General features: G+C 41.0%; 21 protein-coding genes. 7 read left to right on the top strand and 14 right to left on the bottom strand.

Going from position 1 to position 18,914, the window contains the following annotated elements; all coding sequences use genetic code 11:
- Position 1: 1 nt before the first annotated feature.
- The 8 genes from EHR06_RS07215 to EHR06_RS07180 form a co-directional block, all read right to left on the bottom strand.
- The gene (locus tag EHR06_RS07215; RefSeq protein WP_135756370.1) at positions 2-1,126 is read right to left on the bottom strand and encodes an LIC_12097 family sensor histidine kinase; all 1,125 of its coding nucleotides are present in this window, start codon (positions 1,124-1,126) and stop codon (positions 2-4) included.
- 5 nt (positions 1,127-1,131) lie between these two features.
- The gene (gene lenA / locus EHR06_RS07210; protein WP_208757763.1) at positions 1,132-1,791 is read right to left on the bottom strand and encodes an endostatin-like outer membrane lipoprotein LenA; all 660 of its coding nucleotides are present in this window, start codon (positions 1,789-1,791) and stop codon (positions 1,132-1,134) included.
- Between the two features lie 40 nt (positions 1,792-1,831).
- Positions 1,832-2,212, bottom strand: a complete 381-nt coding sequence (gene secG, locus EHR06_RS07205; RefSeq protein ID WP_135756369.1) for a preprotein translocase subunit SecG — start codon at positions 2,210-2,212, stop codon at positions 1,832-1,834.
- A gap of 135 nt (positions 2,213-2,347) precedes the next feature.
- Complete coding sequence (tpiA, locus tag EHR06_RS07200) at positions 2,348-3,100, bottom strand: triose-phosphate isomerase (RefSeq protein ID WP_135756368.1); 753 nt, start codon at positions 3,098-3,100, stop codon at positions 2,348-2,350.
- Positions 3,101-3,124: 24 nt separating this feature from the next.
- Positions 3,125-4,315 (bottom strand): phosphoglycerate kinase, encoded by a 1,191-nt coding sequence (locus tag EHR06_RS07195; protein ID WP_135756367.1) that lies wholly within the window; start codon positions 4,313-4,315, stop codon positions 3,125-3,127.
- Positions 4,316-4,318: 3 nt separating this feature from the next.
- Complete coding sequence (gene gap, locus EHR06_RS07190) at positions 4,319-5,326, bottom strand: type I glyceraldehyde-3-phosphate dehydrogenase (protein WP_100709523.1); 1,008 nt, start codon at positions 5,324-5,326, stop codon at positions 4,319-4,321.
- Positions 5,327-5,584: 258 nt separating this feature from the next.
- The gene (gene lepB, locus EHR06_RS07185; RefSeq protein WP_135756366.1) at positions 5,585-6,142 is read right to left on the bottom strand and encodes a signal peptidase I; all 558 of its coding nucleotides are present in this window, start codon (positions 6,140-6,142) and stop codon (positions 5,585-5,587) included.
- A gap of 69 nt (positions 6,143-6,211) precedes the next feature.
- Positions 6,212-7,783: an LA_3751/LA_3752 family putative glycosyltransferase gene (locus EHR06_RS07180; protein WP_135756365.1), complete on the bottom strand. Its 1,572-nt coding sequence runs from the start codon at positions 7,781-7,783 to the stop codon at positions 6,212-6,214.
- Positions 7,784-7,896: 113 nt separating this feature from the next.
- Between EHR06_RS07180 and EHR06_RS07175 the strand changes: the two genes are divergently transcribed.
- From EHR06_RS07175 to topA, 5 genes are all read left to right on the top strand, one after another.
- Positions 7,897-8,454, top strand: a complete 558-nt coding sequence (locus EHR06_RS07175) for a gamma carbonic anhydrase family protein (RefSeq protein WP_135756364.1) — start codon at positions 7,897-7,899, stop codon at positions 8,452-8,454.
- A gap of 51 nt (positions 8,455-8,505) precedes the next feature.
- Entirely contained in the window at positions 8,506-9,576 is a 1,071-nt protein-coding gene (locus EHR06_RS07170) for a hypothetical protein (RefSeq protein ID WP_135756363.1), read from the top strand.
- 123 nt (positions 9,577-9,699) lie between these two features.
- Positions 9,700-10,629 carry a cysteine synthase A gene (gene cysK / locus EHR06_RS07165; RefSeq protein WP_135756362.1) on the top strand — a complete coding sequence of 310 codons (930 nt, stop codon included), beginning with the start codon at positions 9,700-9,702 and terminating at the stop codon, positions 10,627-10,629.
- Between the two features lie 448 nt (positions 10,630-11,077).
- Positions 11,078-11,926 (top strand): oxygenase MpaB family protein, encoded by an 849-nt coding sequence (locus EHR06_RS07160; RefSeq protein ID WP_135756361.1) that lies wholly within the window; start codon positions 11,078-11,080, stop codon positions 11,924-11,926.
- 38 nt (positions 11,927-11,964) lie between these two features.
- Positions 11,965-13,809: a type I DNA topoisomerase gene (gene topA / locus EHR06_RS07155; RefSeq protein WP_135756360.1), complete on the top strand. Its 1,845-nt coding sequence runs from the start codon at positions 11,965-11,967 to the stop codon at positions 13,807-13,809.
- Between the two features lie 80 nt (positions 13,810-13,889).
- Here the strand turns inward: topA and EHR06_RS07150 are convergent, their stop codons facing one another.
- Positions 13,890-14,690 carry an ABC transporter ATP-binding protein gene (locus EHR06_RS07150; RefSeq protein WP_135756359.1) on the bottom strand — a complete coding sequence of 267 codons (801 nt, stop codon included), beginning with the start codon at positions 14,688-14,690 and terminating at the stop codon, positions 13,890-13,892.
- The gene (locus tag EHR06_RS07145; RefSeq protein ID WP_425269483.1) at positions 14,677-16,212 is read right to left on the bottom strand and encodes an HDOD domain-containing protein; all 1,536 of its coding nucleotides are present in this window, start codon (positions 16,210-16,212) and stop codon (positions 14,677-14,679) included. Before EHR06_RS07145 ends, EHR06_RS07150 begins: the two co-directional genes overlap by 14 nt.
- Positions 16,213-16,272: 60 nt before the next feature.
- On the opposite strand from EHR06_RS07145, the gene EHR06_RS07140 reads away from it, so the two are divergent.
- Together EHR06_RS07140 and EHR06_RS07135 are read left to right on the top strand one after the other, a co-directional pair.
- Positions 16,273-16,560: a hypothetical protein gene (locus tag EHR06_RS07140; protein ID WP_135756357.1), complete on the top strand. Its 288-nt coding sequence runs from the start codon at positions 16,273-16,275 to the stop codon at positions 16,558-16,560.
- 80 nt (positions 16,561-16,640) lie between these two features.
- Complete coding sequence (locus EHR06_RS07135) at positions 16,641-16,883, top strand: hypothetical protein (protein ID WP_135626121.1); 243 nt, start codon at positions 16,641-16,643, stop codon at positions 16,881-16,883.
- A 36-nt stretch (positions 16,884-16,919) separates the two neighbouring features.
- Here the strand turns inward: EHR06_RS07135 and EHR06_RS07130 are convergent, their stop codons facing one another.
- The 4 genes from EHR06_RS07130 to panD form a co-directional block, all read right to left on the bottom strand.
- Positions 16,920-17,108, bottom strand: a complete 189-nt coding sequence (locus EHR06_RS07130; protein WP_135756466.1) for a type II toxin-antitoxin system HicB family antitoxin — start codon at positions 17,106-17,108, stop codon at positions 16,920-16,922.
- Between the two features lie 21 nt (positions 17,109-17,129).
- The gene (locus tag EHR06_RS07125; protein ID WP_135756356.1) at positions 17,130-17,315 is read right to left on the bottom strand and encodes a type II toxin-antitoxin system HicA family toxin; all 186 of its coding nucleotides are present in this window, start codon (positions 17,313-17,315) and stop codon (positions 17,130-17,132) included.
- Positions 17,316-17,519: 204 nt separating this feature from the next.
- Positions 17,520-18,368 carry a hypothetical protein gene (locus EHR06_RS07120; protein ID WP_135756355.1) on the bottom strand — a complete coding sequence of 283 codons (849 nt, stop codon included), beginning with the start codon at positions 18,366-18,368 and terminating at the stop codon, positions 17,520-17,522.
- Between the two features lie 186 nt (positions 18,369-18,554).
- On the bottom strand, positions 18,555-18,911 hold the full coding sequence (gene panD, locus EHR06_RS07115) for an aspartate 1-decarboxylase (RefSeq protein ID WP_008592788.1): 357 nt from the start codon (positions 18,909-18,911) through the stop codon (positions 18,555-18,557).
- Positions 18,912-18,914: the final 3 nt, after the last annotated feature.

The following is an 18,914-nucleotide window of genomic DNA, read 5'->3' as shown; positions in this document are numbered from 1 at the left end:
TTTAGTTTCCTTTTGGTTGTACTAATGGAAGAGAAATTTTAAATCTGGTCCTTCTATCATAAGAACGAACAGTCAATTCTCCTGAATGTTCTCTTACGATGGAGTGGCAGATAGAAAGTCCTAGACCGGTTCCGATCCCTGACTTGTTTTTGGAGAAGAATGGAGAGAAAATTTTATCCAGCATATCTTCCGGAATTCCTCCTGCCGTATCTTCGACAAAGATATGCATCATATTACGAGTGCGTCTGACTTCTACTTTGATCTTACCTTCTCCATAATCATAAGCTTGTAGAGAGTTTTTGAAAAGATTGATGAATAATCTCTCCATCTTGACCGGATTAAATTGGAAGGTCATACCGGGTTCGCTTAAAATTTCCCATTCGGTGTTTTTAGAAAGAACAGGATACACCCAAGTGACTGAGTCTTTTGCCTTCATTATGGTTTCGTGAATATCAGCGTTTGTAGTGACTAACTTATCCGGTTTAGCAAAACTGATCACGTCCAAAACGATCATAGCAGCGCGGGTCAGGTCTTCTTTGATCATCTCCAATCTTTTACGGAAAAAAGCAGGATCCATACTGGATAAATTATTCATCAAGTTTTGGAGAGTAAGGCTCATGCCGGTGAGTGGGTTATTCAACTCATGGGCCACACCTGAGATAAAAATACCAAGAGAAGCAAGGTTACGTATTCTAAGATTTTCTTCTTCTTTTTCTTTGATACGAGTGATATTGCTGATCTTCTCCACTATGGAAACAATACTTCCATCCTTACGAATAGGGAAAAAATCTAAGTATAATGTTTCCTTTTGATTGTTTGCTACGTGGAATATTTCACGCCCAACTTCTCCCTTACCTTCGAATTGTGCGTCGAAATCGGCTTCGTTTTCATGATGATCCTTCATAGGGCAGTAAGGACAAACTGCAGAACGATTGTACAGAATTTCGTAACATTTTCTGCCAAGGATAGAAGGGAAGTCAGGCTCACTTGAAAACTCGAGAGTGGCCTTGTTTACACGACGGACCCTAAAGCCCGAGTCTATTAAAACTAGGGGCTCTGTGATTCCGTCCAGAATTGCTTGGAGTTCCTCCGCTCTTTCGTGGAGGTTTTCCATTAGGGATGACATCCGGATCAATATTCTAGGGATTCTTTATAACTTTGCAGTAATTTTTTTTGATTTCTGGAAGAATGTTGAGACTGCATTTCCTGAAGCCTTAGGACATGCACGAAAAAATCCTCAATTAGTTTTAAGTAAAATTCTTTTTTAAACTCGGATCTGTCCCGGTTTACCCCCTCATCAGGTAGGTAATTCAGAGGATATTCCGCCTCTTTACCGTTCTTATCCGCATAAATTACCAGATCATCCACATTATTATCCAGAGGAGTGGTATCGGTCATCCGGATCATGATCGTATCTTCCGAAGAATAATTCGCAGTTTTGATTTCAGAAACCACCTTAGAAAGAGTGGATCCGTTAAATTCCAGGAGAATGGACTTTTCTTCCGCCTTTTCTATCCCGCCCGGAGTAGCGGATTGGGTCACTGAGAACTTTGTGATCTTCACACCTTTGCGGTTCGGATAATTTCCCACCCAAGTTACCAAGGTTCCGATAGGAAGAGCGTCCATTCTTTCAAATTTCAAAAGTTCTCTTGCGACACTCAGGCTTTCATACGCACGTAGGATACGCTGGTTCAACATTTGGGTAGAAGAAGACGTTCCGCTCTGGGATTTTGTCGCATCTTGGTTTTGAGCGAAGGAAGGAAGAAAAGTAAGGAGAAGAAGGAGCGAAATGAAGACGGCCTTGAGAGCCGCCTTCGGAGAGAAATAAAAATTAAGGCTTAGGTTGCTCTGGGGCTGCAGTGCTAGGTGCGGCAGTAGGCGCGGATTCTTGGGCATTTGTCCCTCCTTGGTTGCCCTGGGCCTCTTCCGCAGCAGGTGGAGGAAGGATCTCAGGTGTTGGAGTGGTATTGTATCCGCTAGTCTTCGCAAAAAGGAAAGAAAGAATCAGAGACAGAGCCAAAAAAAGGAGTCCAGCAACTCTGGTTGCTTTAGTTAAAACGTCCGCAGTAGAAGAACCAAAAACGGATTGGCTTGCTCCTCCACCAAGAACTCCACCCATTCCACCTTTGCCTGTTTGGATCATGACAAGAAGGATCAGAAATAGACTGACGAAAACGAAAAGAACAAGGATGGTTCCGGTGATAAAGCCCATGAGTCGAATTCCTAAAGGTAAAAAGGTATGTTTTTTTGCGAAATAATCCGCTTTAAATCCAAACTACCGCCAAGCCCTAGGCTGACAAGCCGTTTAGTACATTCCTAAACGTATGCCTATGACGGTAGGAATCAATTAGAATAAAGCTAAGAAACTGTCCAGCTTCTGGCTGGCCCCGCCTACGAGCCCGCCGTCAATATCCGCTTGGGATAGAAGTTCCTTTACGTTATCAGCTTTCACTGAACCGCCATAAAGGATAGGCATCACATCCGAGATCGTTTTCCCATTTTGGAATAATCCCGAAATTTCTTTTCTGATAAATGCGTGGGCTTCCTGCGCCTGAGCAGGAGTTGCCACTTTGCCGGTTCCGATCGCCCAAACAGGTTCATAAGCTACCCAAATACGAGAGAATAGGTCGCTTTCAATAGAACCTAAACCTTCTTGGATCTGTTTTTTCAGAACTTCGAAAGTATTACCCGATTCTCTTTCCGCAAGAGTTTCTCCCACACAATACACAGCGGTAAAACCATGTTTAGCAAGATAAGAGATCTTTTGATTACAGAATACGCTTGTTTCGCCCAAGAACTGTCTTCTTTCAGAGTGACCAACAAGTGCAAATTTGATCCCTAGTTCTGAAAGTTGGTCTGGACCGGTTTCCCCGGTCATAGCGGTATTAGGAGCAGGGTAGATATTCTGAGCTCCGACTGCAATTTTCGAATTTTCTAATATTTGAGCGACTGCAGCCAGATGAATAGAAGAAGGAAATACAACCGCCTTTTTATTATCCGGAATAGAAGAAGATTTTTCCTTTAGGCCGCTTGCGAGTGCCAACGCTTCCTTTTCGGAAAGATTCATTTTCCAGTTACCGGCGATAATTTTAGGGCGCATATATATTTCCTTTGATTCTTTAGATTATTGTTTTAGAAGAGCAATAACTCCGGGGAGTTTTTTACCTTCTAAAAATTCTAAGGAGGCTCCTCCTCCAGTAGAAACGTGAGTGATCTTATCTTCCACCTTAGCCTTATTGATCGCAGCGATGGAATCTCCTCCGCCTACTACAGTTCTGGCCTTGGACTTAGAAACCGCTTTTGCGATCGCCATGGTTCCAGGTGCGAATTTATCGAATTCGAAAACTCCCATAGGACCGTTCCAAACGATGGTTGCAGCATTCTTAATTACTTTTTCGTAATTTGCGATCGTTTTAGGACCTATATCCATTCCCATCCAACCGTCCAAAATTCCCATCTTGTCTACGGTTTTGGTCTTAGCGTTCGCATCAAATTTATCGGCGATCACATGATCCACAGGAAGTTGGAAATCTACTCCTGCGACTCCTGCTCTTTCGATGAGTTGGAAAGCTTCTACTTCGAAATCTTTTTCTACTAAAGAATTTCCGACCGGGATCGCTCTGGATTTGAGGAAAGTATAAGCCATTCCGCCGCCGATCAAAATATGATCCACTTTTTCGATCAGGTTTTTGATCACACTGATCTTAGAAGAGACTTTGGAACCTCCGATGATAGCCACAAAAGGTTTTGCAGGGCGGGAAAGAAGGGAAGAAAGTTCGGTGATCTCTTTATACATCAACAAACCTGCAAAAGAAGGCAGAAGATGTGCAATTCCTTCCGTAGAAGCATGGGCTCTATGAGCCGCACCGAATGCGTCGTTTACATAAACATCAGCAAGAGCGGCTAAACTTTTGGAAAAAGCAGCATTATTCTCCTCTTCTTCTTTATGAAAACGTAAATTTTCAAGGACCAGGATCTCTCCATCCTTAAGTTCTTTGGAAAGTTTTACGGCATTCTCTCCGATTACGTCTTTGGAGAATATTACGGAAGTTTTAACTAAACCTTTAAAAACTTCGTAAACAGGTTCCATAGAATATTGAGGATCCGGTTTACCTTTAGGGCGGCCAAGGTGACTTGCGATCACCACCCTGGCACCTTTTTTTACCAAAAGTTCAATGGTAGGAAGTGTCTTTTCAATTCTAGTCTTGTCGGTAACTTTTCCGTTATCCAGAGGGACGTTAAAATCGACCCTCAGAAAAACTCGTTTCCCCTTGACGTCCTCGTTTTCGAGTCTAGGTAACTGGGGTAATTGCATCTATTAACCTTTTTTAGCCATGTAACGGATCAGGTCTAGAACTCTATTAGAGTAACCCATCTCGTTATCATACCAGGAAACCAATTTAAAGAATCTGGAATTCAATTCGATACAAGCGTCCGCATCAAAGATAGAAGAAAGTGTAGAACTTAAGAAATCGTTGGAAACAACCATCTCGTCAGTGTAACCTAAGATACCTTTCATAGCACCTTCGGAAGCTTCTTTCATTTTTGCGGAAATTTCTTTAAGGCTGGTCTCTTTAGTAGTTCTAACAGTTAGATCTACAACGGAAACGTCCGGAGTCGGAACTCTGAAAGACATACCTGTCAGTTTTCCATTCACTTCAGGAATACAAAGACCAACCGCTTTAGCAGCACCGGTAGAAGCTGGGATGATGTTTTGCATTGCTCCTCTTCCACCTCTCCAGTCTTTTTTAGAAGGACCGTCAACAGTAGGTTGAGTAGCGGTAGTAGCGTGGATAGTGGTCATCAGACCTTCTTCAATACCGAAATTGTCCAGAACCACTTTAGTGATCGGAGCCAGACAGTTAGTAGTACAAGAAGCGTTGGAAACAACATGATCCTTGCTTGGATCGTATTTTTCGTTATTCACTCCCATCACAAAAGTAGGGATGTCCTTGTCTTTTGCAGGAGCGGAGATCACCACTTTTTTAGCGCCTGCTTTGATATGTTTTTCGGCGCCGACTCTGTCTGTGAATAGACCGGTAGATTCGATCACATAGTCCACTTTCAGATCTTTCCAAGGGAGTTTTTCCGGATCTCTTTCGGATACACAAAGAACTTTTTTGCCGTCTACGATAAGTGCGTCTTCAGTATGCTCCACGGTGCCGTTAAAACGTCCATGAGTAGAATCGTATTTTAAAAGATATCCTAGGTTGTCCGGAGTTACTAGGTCGTTGATTGCTACAAATTCAATATTTGGGTCTTTGATCCCTGAACGGAATACCAAGCGACCGATTCGGCCAAAACCGTTGATAGCGATTCTTGTCATTTTCTTCCCTTTATTTCCTTAATGTTATTTGATAAAACGAGGAGCCTTAAGCTCTCAAATACATGTTTTTATAACAAAACCATCCTGAAAATCCGTTTTTTGGTGAATTTTATAACGGATTCTAAAGGTAAGAAAGGGTTTGGGCGACTTCTCGCTTCGCTCGAACCGCGCTGCTCCGGGCTACGCTTCGCTTCGGTCTCTACGAGACTAAACCCTGTGCATCGCTGTCGCGGTTCTGGTATTAGATTGGGAAGTGGGTTAAAGGACTTTGCCTAGGATCTTTTCAAAGGGCAAAGGGCCGAAATCTCTGGAATCCACGCAATCATCTCTATTATCGCATAGAAGAAAATAATTTCGATCTTCTACGGTTAAATTAGAAAGATTGTCCCTGCTCGAGTACGTTCCGGAGAATGCAGGTCTTGCATCCTTGTATTGTAAGTTGAAGTCTGATTTTTCCTGAGCCTCGGATATACCGTTCCTATAAAGGACCTTGTCCTTAATGGAGATCTGATCTCCTGATTTTCCCATGATACGGACCAGTGCCACTTTTCCTTTTTGAGTTGGATGTTCCACTAGGACCACATCACCTAAAAATAAGGATGAATCCCGAACAAATCTGGAGATATAAATTCTTTTTCCCTTAGGAAGAGAAGGAGACATTTCTTCCGTTTCCGGGACGAATGGAAATACAAACCAGATCCGAACGGCGGCCGCGAATAAAAATCCGACTACGGCAGAAATGGAAAGGATTTGAACGAATTTTTTTCGATCAAATTTTTTCTCCTTCTCTCCGAACTCTTTCTTCAATGAGAACATTATAGGCTAAGGTAAGAATCTAGTCCCAAAAGGTCAAAATAGATTTTGGATCTATTATATTTTATATACTTATCTAAGTTTTAAATTTCCAATACTGAATTTCAAACTTGCTTTAGCTGATTCTTCCCGGTTATCCAGGTTGGAACGTACTGCAGATTCGAAGGATTCTTTTTCCCAGATCATTTTGCCGATCCCATATGCAAATTTGGAATTTTCTTTGATCGTACTTTTTACTTTTTCTCCGAAAATCCTATCGTTTGCCTGGACCAATGCTACCTTTTTGCCTGGATAAAATTTAGAAAGATCTGATAAAAATTTAGGTAGTTCTTCTGCAGAATAAACTCTGAAAATTATTTTATTAAAATAATCCGAGCCGGCAATATATGCCAAAGAATCATCCGAAAAGATCCAGATCTCGGAATTTGTAGAATGCAGGGCTGAATTATTCGCTTCCTGTTGTTTGCGACCTTCTTTTACGTATTTTAAACCGATTAAACCGCATAGGAAGGAAAATAGTATACATGCCAAAAACAGAATGCGTATAAATTTAAATTTTCTTTTGTTCTTTAGAAAATAATAATATTTAGAGAATAGGATCGCAAAAGGAAATACTGCCGGTCCGAAAAATCTAGGCCCCCAATTATTAAAACCGTCGTTTGGGATTATGAGTAAGACTAAAAATATATAACTTAAGGTGGACCCTAAGAGGATCCTATTCCTGGAGGATAATTTTTTCCAACCTGAGATTAAAATGGGAAAAAGCAAAAGAGATGCAGGCATATATCCAAAATAGCCTAGTTTGAAGGTTCCGAAAAATAATAAGGTCTTTGCCCATTCCAATCTAGTCGTATAGGAAACGTTAAGACCGGATTCATTAATTATGAATCTAGGTCCTAAAAAATGTCCATAGTCTATAAAATTAAATAAAAAGAAAACTCCTACCGATATAGAAGCGCCTAAGCAGAAAAATAAGAATTCGGAAATGGATTGTTTGAATGATCCTTTTTTGTTCCCTGCAGCAAGGATCCAAAATGCAAGAGAGGCACAGTAAACTAATCCTTCATGCCTAAACCAGACAGAAATCCCGCAAAAGATCCCGGAGAAGATAAATTTTGCCAAAGAGTTTTTTCCTCTTAAGGCGAATGTGAGAGAATATAAGGCGGAAAGCATAAAAAAGCTATGCTCTGAATATTCCACACTTAAGATCCAGGCGAATGTTCCTAATCCGGCAATTGCCAATGAAAACTCGGAGAATTTCCATTTTTTATAAAGAAGTAATAGAGAAAGTAATAATCCGATCGCACTTAAATAAGGAAGAGCTGAAAATCCGAAAACCCAGAGCCATAAAGAGGAAATTGCGGCAAAAAAAACGGGGAAAGCGCTTAAATGTCTTTGCTCTAATTTTAGAAAAACATTATTCTGAACCGGAAAATAATTGTATTCCGGATCAAATTCCTTTCCCGGATAAAATAATTCTTCGGATTGAAACTTATTCTGAAGTAATGAATAGGATTGGACTAATTTATTATGTGAGTCCCAATTAAATGAATATTTCGGCTTTAGATAATTTACACTAGAAAAAACAACTATGACCAGTAAAATGGCAAAAAGCCGGATCCCATTCTTTCTTAAAAAATTCATATATTGCGAGAATGTTTCTCCGGAAATCCTTGCTGTAAAGAAAAGTTTGAAAAATTTACACTTGTTCTCTTTTTAAAAAGCCTTAGAATTGAACTGCGATTGAGGGAAAATATATGCAAGAAGTACATCTGGCCGGAAATATATTAGAATACAAGGGTAAACGTCCTATCTTCAAAGACGGAGTATTTTTAGCTCCGGGTTCTTTGGTAGTAGGAGATGTAGTGATCGGAAAAGATTCTTCTATCTGGTTCCAAACATTGATACGTGGAGATGTGAATTATATCCGTATCGGAGATAATGTAAACATTCAGGATATGACGGTGGTCCATGTTTCCAGAAATACCCATCCAGTGGAGATTGGAGACAACGTTTCCGTAGGTCATAGAGCTGTTCTTCATGGATGTAAACTTAAGAATAATTCCTTTGTTGGAATGGGTGCGATCATCATGGACGGAGTGGAACTGGGAGAATACTCCTTCGTAGCCGCAGGTGCCATGGTAACCCCTGGCAAGATCATTCCACCGGGAGCGATGGTGATGGGATCTCCCGCAAAGATCGTAAGAGATATCACTGAGGAAGAAAGGAATCTGATCGAGAGAACCGCTGCAAATTACGTCACTTATAAGAACAATTATCTGGATGATTTTTCCTATAGGATCAGCATAGTTTAATTTTCCAAAATTTTCCTATACGTTTAGGGAATATGCAGAATACTTTACTATGTGAGCGAAACGAAAATTCCGGGAGTATACCTAAGAGGGACAGGGGTCATCGGCTGGCCTCTGGCATCTTTGTTATTATTATTAAAAAATAAATTTGGCGGCTTCCAAGTATTTGTAGAACCGTACAAATTACAAAAATCAGAAATACCTCAAATACTTTCCCTGCTCGAAAAAGGTGGGATCATAGTAGACGACGGTTCCAATGGGGTCCGTAACTTTTTTCCGGAATGGATCTCCAAACAAGACGCATTGTCCCAGTCACAGGCGGTATGTGATTCTTCTCCACCAGGGGTCGCAGATAAAAGAAAATCCGAATACTCAGAACCAATCTACGATCGGATCCGGATCTTTATCGCTCAGGGAAGTGAACATTCTTTCGGACCTCAGTTTTTGTATCCTGAAAGTTCTCCCATCTTAGAAAAAAATCCTCCTAAGTTCATTCATGTTTCCACATGTAATACTCATACGTTAGCCGGAATACTTAGGCCCTTCTACTCAGAAAAACCAGAAGAGCTTGTAAATATTTTAGAAGAGGCGGATTTTTTCGTGATCAGACGGGATGCGGACATGGCAAAAAATGATCCTCACGTAACTGGGCCTTTACTTGTTCTTCCCGAATCTGAAACAGGTACCCATCACGGTAGATTATTGAATGAAGTTTACGCGGATCTCGGATTTAAGATCAAATTGGGATCTTCTTCCGTAACGATCAATTCACCTTATATGCACCTGATCCGTTTTCATCTTCGCTTAAAAAGGGAAGTCACTAAAGAATGGTTGGTTTCTAAGATCAATAATGATCCATTCTTAAGTATCACTGAACTTGTTTCCACGAATTCAATCTTCTCCTCAGGAAGAGATCGCGGATTATACGGTAGGATTTTCTCCCATGCAGTGTTCCCACTTTCTGCCTTGGAAGTGAATGGAAAAGAAGTCAGAGGATATGCAGCCACACCTGGGGATTCAAATGTGCATATTTCCAGCATCTATGCGGTTTATAAAGGTTTAGGGCTTTCTTGGGGACCTGAAACAGAAGCCTTTTTAGCCGGAATTGTCTTGAAAGAAGTTTAGATCTTCTTAGAAATATCCAGACAGTTTTGATCTTTTTTCATTGATCGCATTTGATATATTGAAAAAGATGTTTAATATATTGACAAGTTCACAAAAATCCAGCTGCAGAGGTAGGAATTCCTAATGAAAGCAAATAATATCTTAGAGACGATCGGTAATACTCCACACGTAAAGATCAACCGACTCTTTGGATCCAAATACAATGTATATTCTAAATTAGAGCGTAGCAATCCAGGCGGTTCTATCAAGGATCGTATCGCGCTTTCTATGATCGAGGACGCTGAAAAAAGCGGAAAACTCACTAAGGATACAGTAATCATCGAGCCGACTTCCGGAAACACAGGTATCGGTTTAGCTCTTGTTGCGGCAGTAAAAGGATACCGTTTGATCCTGGTTATGCCTGAGTCTATGAGTGTGGAAAGAAGAAGAATTATGGCTGCTTACGGCGCGGAATTCGACCTAACTCCTCGCGAAAAAGGGATGCCAGGTGCGATCGAAAGAGCAAAACAACTGGTTTCCGAAAATCCAAAAGCTTGGATGCCTCAACAGTTCGAGAACGAAGCAAACATCACAGTACACGTAGAAACTACTGCAGCAGAAATCCTAAAAGATTTCCCTAATGGAGTAGATGTTCTGATCACAGGAGTTGGAACAGGCGGACATATCACAGGTGTTGCTAAAGTTTTAAAGGAGAAGTTCCCTAAAACCAAGGTATTTGCAGTTGAGCCGGAAGCTTCTCCAGTAATTTCCGGAGGAAAACCTGGACCACACCCAATCCAAGGGATCGGAGCAGGATTCATTCCTAAAAACTTACACACTGATCTATTAGACGGAGTGATCCAAGTTTCTAAGGACGAGGCTTTCCAATACGCACTTCGTGCAGCAAAAGAAGAAGGAATTTTCTTAGGAGTATCTTCCGGTGCGTCTTTGGCGGCGGTTGCTAAAAAACTTCCTGAACTTCCGGAAGGAGCTACTGTCCTTACATTCAACTACGACACTGGAGAAAGATATCTTTCTATCGAAGGACTTTTCCCAGTTCCTTCTAACGGCTAAGATTTAATCTAAGTCTGTGACTTTCAAAATCCCGGCCGTAAAACGTCGGGATTTTTTATTTATACACACTAGTATCGCGCAGAGCACACGGAGTTCACAGAGAGCTTTGTATTAGATATGACGTAGGAGTTCCTACATCATAACCGAAAAATAATCTGGTTGTAGGAAACTACTTTTTGTGATAATTCCATCGGGGTACCACCGCACCGGCCCCCACCCTAAGCGGGCGGGGAAAACTTTGACTTAAGTAGGAGTTCCTACATTTCCTCAGCGGCTCCGCGACTCTGCGTGAGTCTAACTCCGTGGCCTCAGTGATCTCTGCGTGCCAAACCCCTATTGTTTGAAATAAAAGTATCTAAATAAAATACTTGCGTTTCAAATTTAACCGAACATCTGTGCGAAAAAGAGATACAATAAAAAGTTCGGTATCAAAGGAAAAAGTAAACAGATGTTCAACCGTTTGAAGATATTAAAACAAATTAATGAATTGGATGCGGAGAAGGATGCGCAGAAGATCGTATTTCTCTCCGGAAGTTATGATTTTCCTCAGGATGTGGAAATCTCACTTGCTATATCCTTCTTCCGGACATTTGCAATTCCTTCTATTTCTAAAATATTAAATACAACCAAACGATTCGAATCTGCAGGACAAAAAAGATACGACGATACCGCGTTGATCCTCGCAGAATTTATCGAGAACGGACTGGACAGCGAAAGAGGAAGGGAAGCAATGAGAAGGCTGAACCAGATCCATAAAGAATACAATATTAAAAATGAAGATTTTCTTTATACTCTTACAACTTTTATATTCGAGCCGGATCGTTGGAACCGAAAGTTCGGTTGGAGAAAGAGCACTGAAAAAGAAAGACTAGCTAACTTCTATCTTTGGAAACGGATCGGAAAAATGATGAATATCAAAAATATTCCGGAAACTTACGAAGAGATGCTTGCGTTCAATCTAAGATTCGAAAAGGAAAATTTCCGCCACACCCCGGACTCGGAACAAGTTGCGCTTGCCACTATGAAGATCGCTTCTGCTAGGATCCCAAAAATCCCCGGACTTGAATATCTAGTTTATAATGCAGTGTATTCTCTTATGGACAAACCTTTGAGGGAAGCAATGGGATTTCCGAAAGCGAATCCTATCGTTGCCGCTTTGACCTATGCGGTTTTGAAATTTAGAGCATTCTTCCTAAGATATCTTTGGCCGCCTAGAAAAACTCCTTATTACGTGACCAAACGAAATAACCCTACATATCCGAACGGATATTTGATTGAAGAGTTAGGACCACATTAGAAAAATACGGAAGGGCCGGATTTCCGGTCTATTCCGAAATGTCCGTCCTAGTAATTGTAGAATCTCCTACCAAAGTCAAAACAATCTCTTCCTATTTGGGAAAAGAATATAAGGTACTCGCTACCTTCGGACATATTTTGGATCTACCTCCGGATCGGATCGGGATCAAAATCGAAAAAGATTTCGAACCTGAGTATGTTCCTCTTAAAGGAAAAAAGAATATTCTATCTTCTATCTTAAAAGAAGCAAAGTCTCATTCTTCCATACTCATAGCGACCGACCCGGATAGAGAAGGCGAGTTTATAGGTTATATCCTTGCCCAGAAATTAGGGAAGAAGGCGAACATCTCCCGAATCCGTTTCCAAGAAATACGGAAGGACAAAATTTTACAGGCAATCTCCGAACCTGACAAGATCGATCTGGACCTGGTAGATTCCCAAAAAGCCAGAAGGATCTTAGATAGACTCATCGGGTATAAGGTCAGTCCATTTTTATGGAGAGCGGTAAGCGGAGAAGGTTTATCCGCAGGAAGAGTGCAATCGGTCGCTCTCAAATGGATTTGTGAAAGAGAAGAAGAGATCCGAAGTTTTATTCCGGTTACCACCTGGCTCGTCTCTGCCACAGTATTTTATGGATCAGTAGAAAACGAAAAAATCGTTTTCTACCCTAAAAAAGACGCCTTCTCCAATCAGAAAGAAGCCTCTGGATTCTTGGATTCTATATTAAAAAAAACGAAAGTATTGCAGGTCACTGAAAGAAAGGAGAAGGTAGGAGAAACTTTACCTCCTCCGCCGTTTACTACTGCTGCATTGCAGCAGGAAGCATTTAGGGTCTTAAAATTTTCCGCATCCAAAACAATGAAACTCGCCCAAGAACTGTATGAGGGAACGGATCTAGGAAAAGGAAAATCCCAAGGACTCATCACATATATGAGAACTGATTCGGTTCGGATGGGAGAAGACGCGATAGATTCTATCCGTAGAAAGATCTCTTCTAAATTCGGAAAAGAATTCGTATCGGATAAAGCTCAAACATACAGGCTCAAAAAAACAAAAGGGAAATCGCAGGATGCTCATGAGGCAATCCGGCCTGTGGATGTATTTTTGGAACCATCCTACGTATTCGAACTTGCGGATCGGAATTTAAGTAAGGATTCCAAAAAATTATACGAACTGATCTGGAAACGAGCAATCGCTTCTCAAATGAAACCTGAAGCTTGGAAAAGATTAGGATTTGTAGCAAACGGAGCCGGGGAAGTTTGGGAAGGAGAAAAACTTTTTACCATAGATCCCGGTTATAAAAAGATCTATAATATTGGCTCGGACCTTCTTCCTGATTGGAAAAAGGGGGAGACTCTTATACCCGATCCTTGGGAGATCCAAGAAAAAACCACAGAACCTTCGTCCAGATATACGGAAGCAAGTCTTGTATCCAAACTGGAAAAAGAAGGGATAGGCAGACCTTCTACGTTTGCTTCTATCCTGGAAACATTATACAAAAGAAAATATGTATATTCCGAAAAAGGAAAATTATATTCCGAAACTCTTGGAGAAAGAGTAAATGCGTTCTTGCAGGCAGCCTTCGCAGATCTATTCAGAGAAAAATTCACTTCTGAAATGGAACAAAAATTGGATTCAATTGCTTCCGGGGAAGAAAGTAGATCCAAGGTACTTTCCGAATTTTATTCGGTTTTAGATTCTCAATTAAAGAAAACGAATATAACTGCAATCAATAAGCAGTTAAAAGAAAAACCAAAAACTCCCAAATACGGGATTTGTCCCGTATGCAAGGAAGGGGAGAGGGTCAGAAAAAAATCCTCCAAGAAAAAAGAATATTATATCTGTTCCCGATTTCCTGCCTGCGACTACGCAGAATATCTATAAATCTATTCCAAATCTCTCTGCGCCTTCGAGTCTCTGCGTGAGAAAAACTCTGAGTCTCTCTAAACTCCGCGTCTCTTGAGCTACTTTCTCTCGGTGACTGCGACCCAGGTGCCATTTCGATTTTCCGCTTCTACTTTGCGATCGTATAGATCGGAAAGTCTTGCAGAACTGAATGCTTCTGTGATCTCGCCTGAAAATAAAATTTTACCGGACTTCAAAAGAGCTGCGTGTTCGTAAAATGGAGGGATCTCGTCGATCCTATGAGTTATATAAATAGAAGTGAAGTTTCGATTCTTTTTATATTCATCCAAGAAGTCTATGAATTCTTCTCTGGCAGTCAGATCCAAACCGGAGCAAGGTTCATCTAAGATCACAAATTCAGGAGAAGTGCACATTGCTCTTAAGAATAAGATCTTTTTCTTTTCGCCTGAAGATAAAGTGCGGAATAATTGGTTTCTTTTAGCGCCGAAACCGTTCTCTTCTAAAATTCGTTCCGCTTCTTTTTCTTCCCAGGCATTTGATTCCCTATAAAAACCTATGGTATGAAAAAAACCGGTAAGAAGTACATCGTAAACGGTAAGACTTTTTTGGAGTGCGCTTTCTTGTTGGGAAGAATCCAGGATGCCGATCTTATTTCTCAGGATCTGTAATGGAGTTTCTCCAAAGGTCTCTCCGAAAAGATTGATCCTGCCCGCGGTAGGCCATACGGAACCGTAGATCAAATTTACAAGTGTGGTTTTTCCGGCACCATTACGCCCTAATAGAACCCAATGTTCTCCGGAATTGATCTGAAAATCGATCCCGTCCAGAATAGGAGTCCCGGATCTATAAAACTTAATTCCGTGTAAATTGAGCAGATTATTGGATTCAGTTTTCTTCATTCGCGATCTCGTAGGCCTTTGCTAATTTTTCGCAGGTCTCTTCGAACTTTGCCTTATCATCTAACTGGAATTTTTTTAGTATACTCGAGTCAGCTGCGTAGTAGCTGGTTTTTTTATCCAGATAATCGCACATCATATTTGCGACGTATACGGAATCAACTAAATCCGTATAAATAGTGTTAGTCGCCATGAAGGCTCTATGGTGAAATTCGATCATATGAACTAGGTCCGGAGGAAAATCCCATTTTCTGGCGAGCATCGCTCCCAGAGTCGGATGAGAAATACCTGTGGAAATTTCTTCTAAGATCGTGGAATTGGAAAGATCCCTATGCTTTTGGTAAGCCGCCAAACGTTTGAATAACGTAGGATCCAATGAAAGCAAAATGAATTTTCCTAAATCATGGAGCAGGGCACCGACTGCTGCGATATCGGAAAGTTTTCCGAGTCCAGCTCTTTGGGAAACCTGCCTCGCAAAATAACTCGCAAGATTGGAATGGTTCCACACTTCTTGAAGTTTGGAATATCTTCCTTCCATGATCTTTCGTACACCTGAAACATACAAAAGATTTCGGACGTTCTTCAGTCCCACGACCTTAACAGCTTGGACGATCGTATTTACCTTATTCCTACTCGCGAAACCTGCCGAGTTAGAAAGTTTTAAAAGGTCCGCACTGATTGCAGGGTTCCTTTCTATTTCGTTTGCGATTACACCTAAATCCGAGTCGGGATTATTACAAAGATTTATGATCCTTGTGAGAGTATGAGGAAGAGGGGGAAGTCCATCTACTTCTGACAAGATCCTGTCTTTAAGTTTGGTAGCTACGTCCAATGGAACGATTTGTTTAGGGATCACTAAGGTTGCTCTTGTGATCTTACCGTCGGTTTCTATCTTAAATTTATCAGAACCTATTCCTGAGTTTTTTAATAATAACTGTATGAGTACAAGTCCGAGACCCGCACTCTCTTGGCTGTCCGCCATGGAAAGAAATGCGTCGGATAGATCGTTGAACTTACTAGCGGATTCTAATCTTGCTTTGATCCTTTCGGATTCTTGGGGAAGAAGTGCAGCATCATTCTCGATCAAGAAGATCAGGTTCTGGTTCATGATCTTTGCGCGAAGACGAACGGATAGATTGGAACCTTTTAGAACCTTCTCCTGTTCATCCCATTTATGAATGATATCCTCTAAAAAACGTTTCATCCCTTTGTTGTAATGAGATGTCTCGTTGATATTCAAACCTTCGGTTAGGAAAAAAAGCCTCTTGGCGTTCGCTTTATTCGCGTTCATCAAAAGTTCTTTTAGAATGGTAGAGACCACTTCCGTAAGAAATAATCTATCCAAGTTTCCTAAAACTTGAAGAAGCAGAAGATAGATCTGCTGGTGGTCCTCGTCCGAAATAAATCTATATTCCAGTTCGATATCTTTCCCAGAGACGAGGGTTTCCGTGAGTTCTGTCGGATTTAGCATTCCCTCAAATTTGGGTCTAAACTCCCTTGTCGCAAGAAAAAAAATGCGCTCCATTCTTCGGATTGGGCACCCGTTTGTCCGGGGAAAACCTAAAATATTAGTTGGGGGCCGGAAATGGAGAAGGAGCCAAAAAATTCAGAACAAGGATCCGAAAAGATCGGAGAGGATTTGCAGGAAGAACTCAGGTTTTTTCTGGAAAATCGATTGGACGGGCTTTTGGACGAGGCGGAGAAGTTCAGGCAAACCAAACAATCCTACAGAAAGACCCGATCTACATTTTTGAGAAAGGAGCCCATACCGGACAAAAACCAGGGATTTTTGCCTTTTCTATATTCCATATCCAAACAAAGGGAGGGGAATAGGGAGGAGCCGGAGTCTAAAGTATCAGGGGATGAATCTTAAAATGAGACCCGTCCCAGATTATTTTCTCATTAGCCAAATAAAGATGGACATTTGGATGGAAAGATTCATGGTAGAGGCGAATGGATAGCAACTTCTTCTTCGAAGAGGCTCCTGAGGACTCGGAGAGTCGGGATATCTTAGATATCATGGACTCCTACCGTTACATGAACTCCTCTTACTTTTTCGATTTTATATCGGATGGAAGATGGGATCATGGAAAGGGTTGGGTGGAGAAAAACATCGACCGAGGCCAATGGACCACAAGATTCGTTCCGGGCAGCATAGATCGTTACCGTCGACCACAATCCGGTCAAAGTCCCTGAGCACAAAAAAAGGACCCTTTTTCGGGTCCTTTTTTATTATACAGATACTAGAGTAACTCTCGAAGGTGCTGGTATAGGCTCTCCATCTTTTCTCAATCCTTCTAAATGAAATTCAATTGCCTCTTTGATTAGTTTTGTAACTTCTTCTTCTGTCTCTCCGACTGCAACACAACCAGGCAGATCTGGAACGTAGGCTCCAAAGCTTGTTGGGCCTTTTTCAATGATAACTGGATATTCCATAAATTATTACTTTAGACCTGATTGTTTCAAAATACTATTCAAAGTTCCAGGAGGAATATCTGCATTTTGTTTACCAGCAACTGTTACTCTTCCAGATTTACGAGGATGTTTAAATTGTTTATGGCTTCCTGTCTGGTTTACCAAATACCAACCATCGTCCTCTAGGATTTTGATTATTTCCTTTATTTTCATAATCTCAAATCATTTTTACAAGTATTTAGTTGAAGCAGATCTTTTCTTTAGAGAAAAACATGTTAAGCAATTTTGCCCAACTTCATATTTTAGTATTATCTTTGTAAATGAAATGAGTTGGATCGTGCCGGAAAACTGATTCCAATAAAAAAGGACCCTTTCGGATCCTTCTTCATACTGAGATTGTAAAATTAGAAAGTATTCTTAGTTCACCAACTTCAATCCGTTGATGTCTATGATCTTACGATAGACTAGTTTGTTCTTTTCTTTTTGAGGATTGAAGATCAGAACTACAACCTTATTAAAAGTAAAATATCCAGGACGATACTCGGTATAGTGGTGAGAGAAGATCGTGGATTTATACTTAGCGTTGTATACGGTATAAGTATGTTTGCTTAAAGTGTCGTGTTTTTGTTTTTGAAGATCTTCCGCAGTTTGAGGCACAAAATTACTGATCAAAACTTTGTCTTTTGCAGGACCTTCTTCTCCGTAAAGAACGATAGGAAGTGCATCCTTAGGATTATTAGTGAGATAATGAACTAGAGTGTCCAGATTCGGGTTAGGGAATTTTACTTTTTCTCCTCTCGCGATCTTTTCGTCGTAGCTCTTCTTCACTTCTCCGTACTTCTTCTCTCCCCAAACATTTTTACTGTCTAGTTTAACCGGAACCAGGTTCTGGAAGTTTACAACTTTCGTTTCTTCTTCCACATCGTACTGTCTCCATTTAGGGAAGGGGACAAGCTCTCTGCGGTCATCCACTCTGGAAAGAGGAGTTTCATTTACTGCTAAAATATAAATGGAGAAGTTCGCTGCGTCAAAGTCTCTGTTCTCGAGTTCGACCATTACGTCCATGAACTCTCCTTTTCCGTTATCCGCGTGTCTACGGAAGAAGGAAACTTCTTTGACTAAGAGTCTATCGTCGTAATACGCGAGTGGATAGTATTCCACTCCTTCGGAACCTTTACTTTCCTTCTCTGCATTGTTTTGGCCGGAAACGCCATTTCCAAAAAGGACGAATAATAGGATAAAAGAAAATTTTGCGACGGATTTCATGCGATTTATTGTCCCAGTACGGTTCTTCATATTGAATATCGACTTAAAAGCCCCGAAACTTAGCCGTTACTTCTCGTTTTCCTTAAAAAAATGAGAAGAATTCCAGTCCCGGCCGAAAACGGATCGATTCTATCTGAGCTGGGAAATTTAGTCCAGCGGATTAAGTCTTTGGAAAAGCCTAAGGAATTAGGCTTTTTTGATATGATTTTTGTCGTCTACGAGAACGACTTGGGGTTTATAACCTTTCGGCAGGTCCTTTTCTTCCAAGGAGCCGTAGGAGATGATGATTACTTTGTCTCCTTTCATTCCGAGACGGGCAGCAGCACCGTTCAAACAGATCTCTCCGGAACCTCTTTTGCCTTCGATCAGATATGTCTCGAATCTGGATCCATTGTTTACATTCACAACGGAAACTTTTTCGTAAGGAAACATTCCAGCGGCATCTACCAAATCCATATCTACCGTCAGACTTCCCTCATAATTGAGGTCCGCGTCGGTTACGGTGGCTCTATGGATTTTACCTTTACAAACAGTGATGAGCATTCG

This window comes from Leptospira dzoumogneensis, assembly GCF_004770895.1.
Taxonomy (GTDB): Bacteria; Spirochaetota; Leptospiria; order Leptospirales; family Leptospiraceae; genus Leptospira_B; species Leptospira_B dzoumogneensis.
The sequence above is the reverse complement of the archived record's forward strand: the minus strand, read 5'-3'. Positions and strand labels throughout refer to the sequence as shown.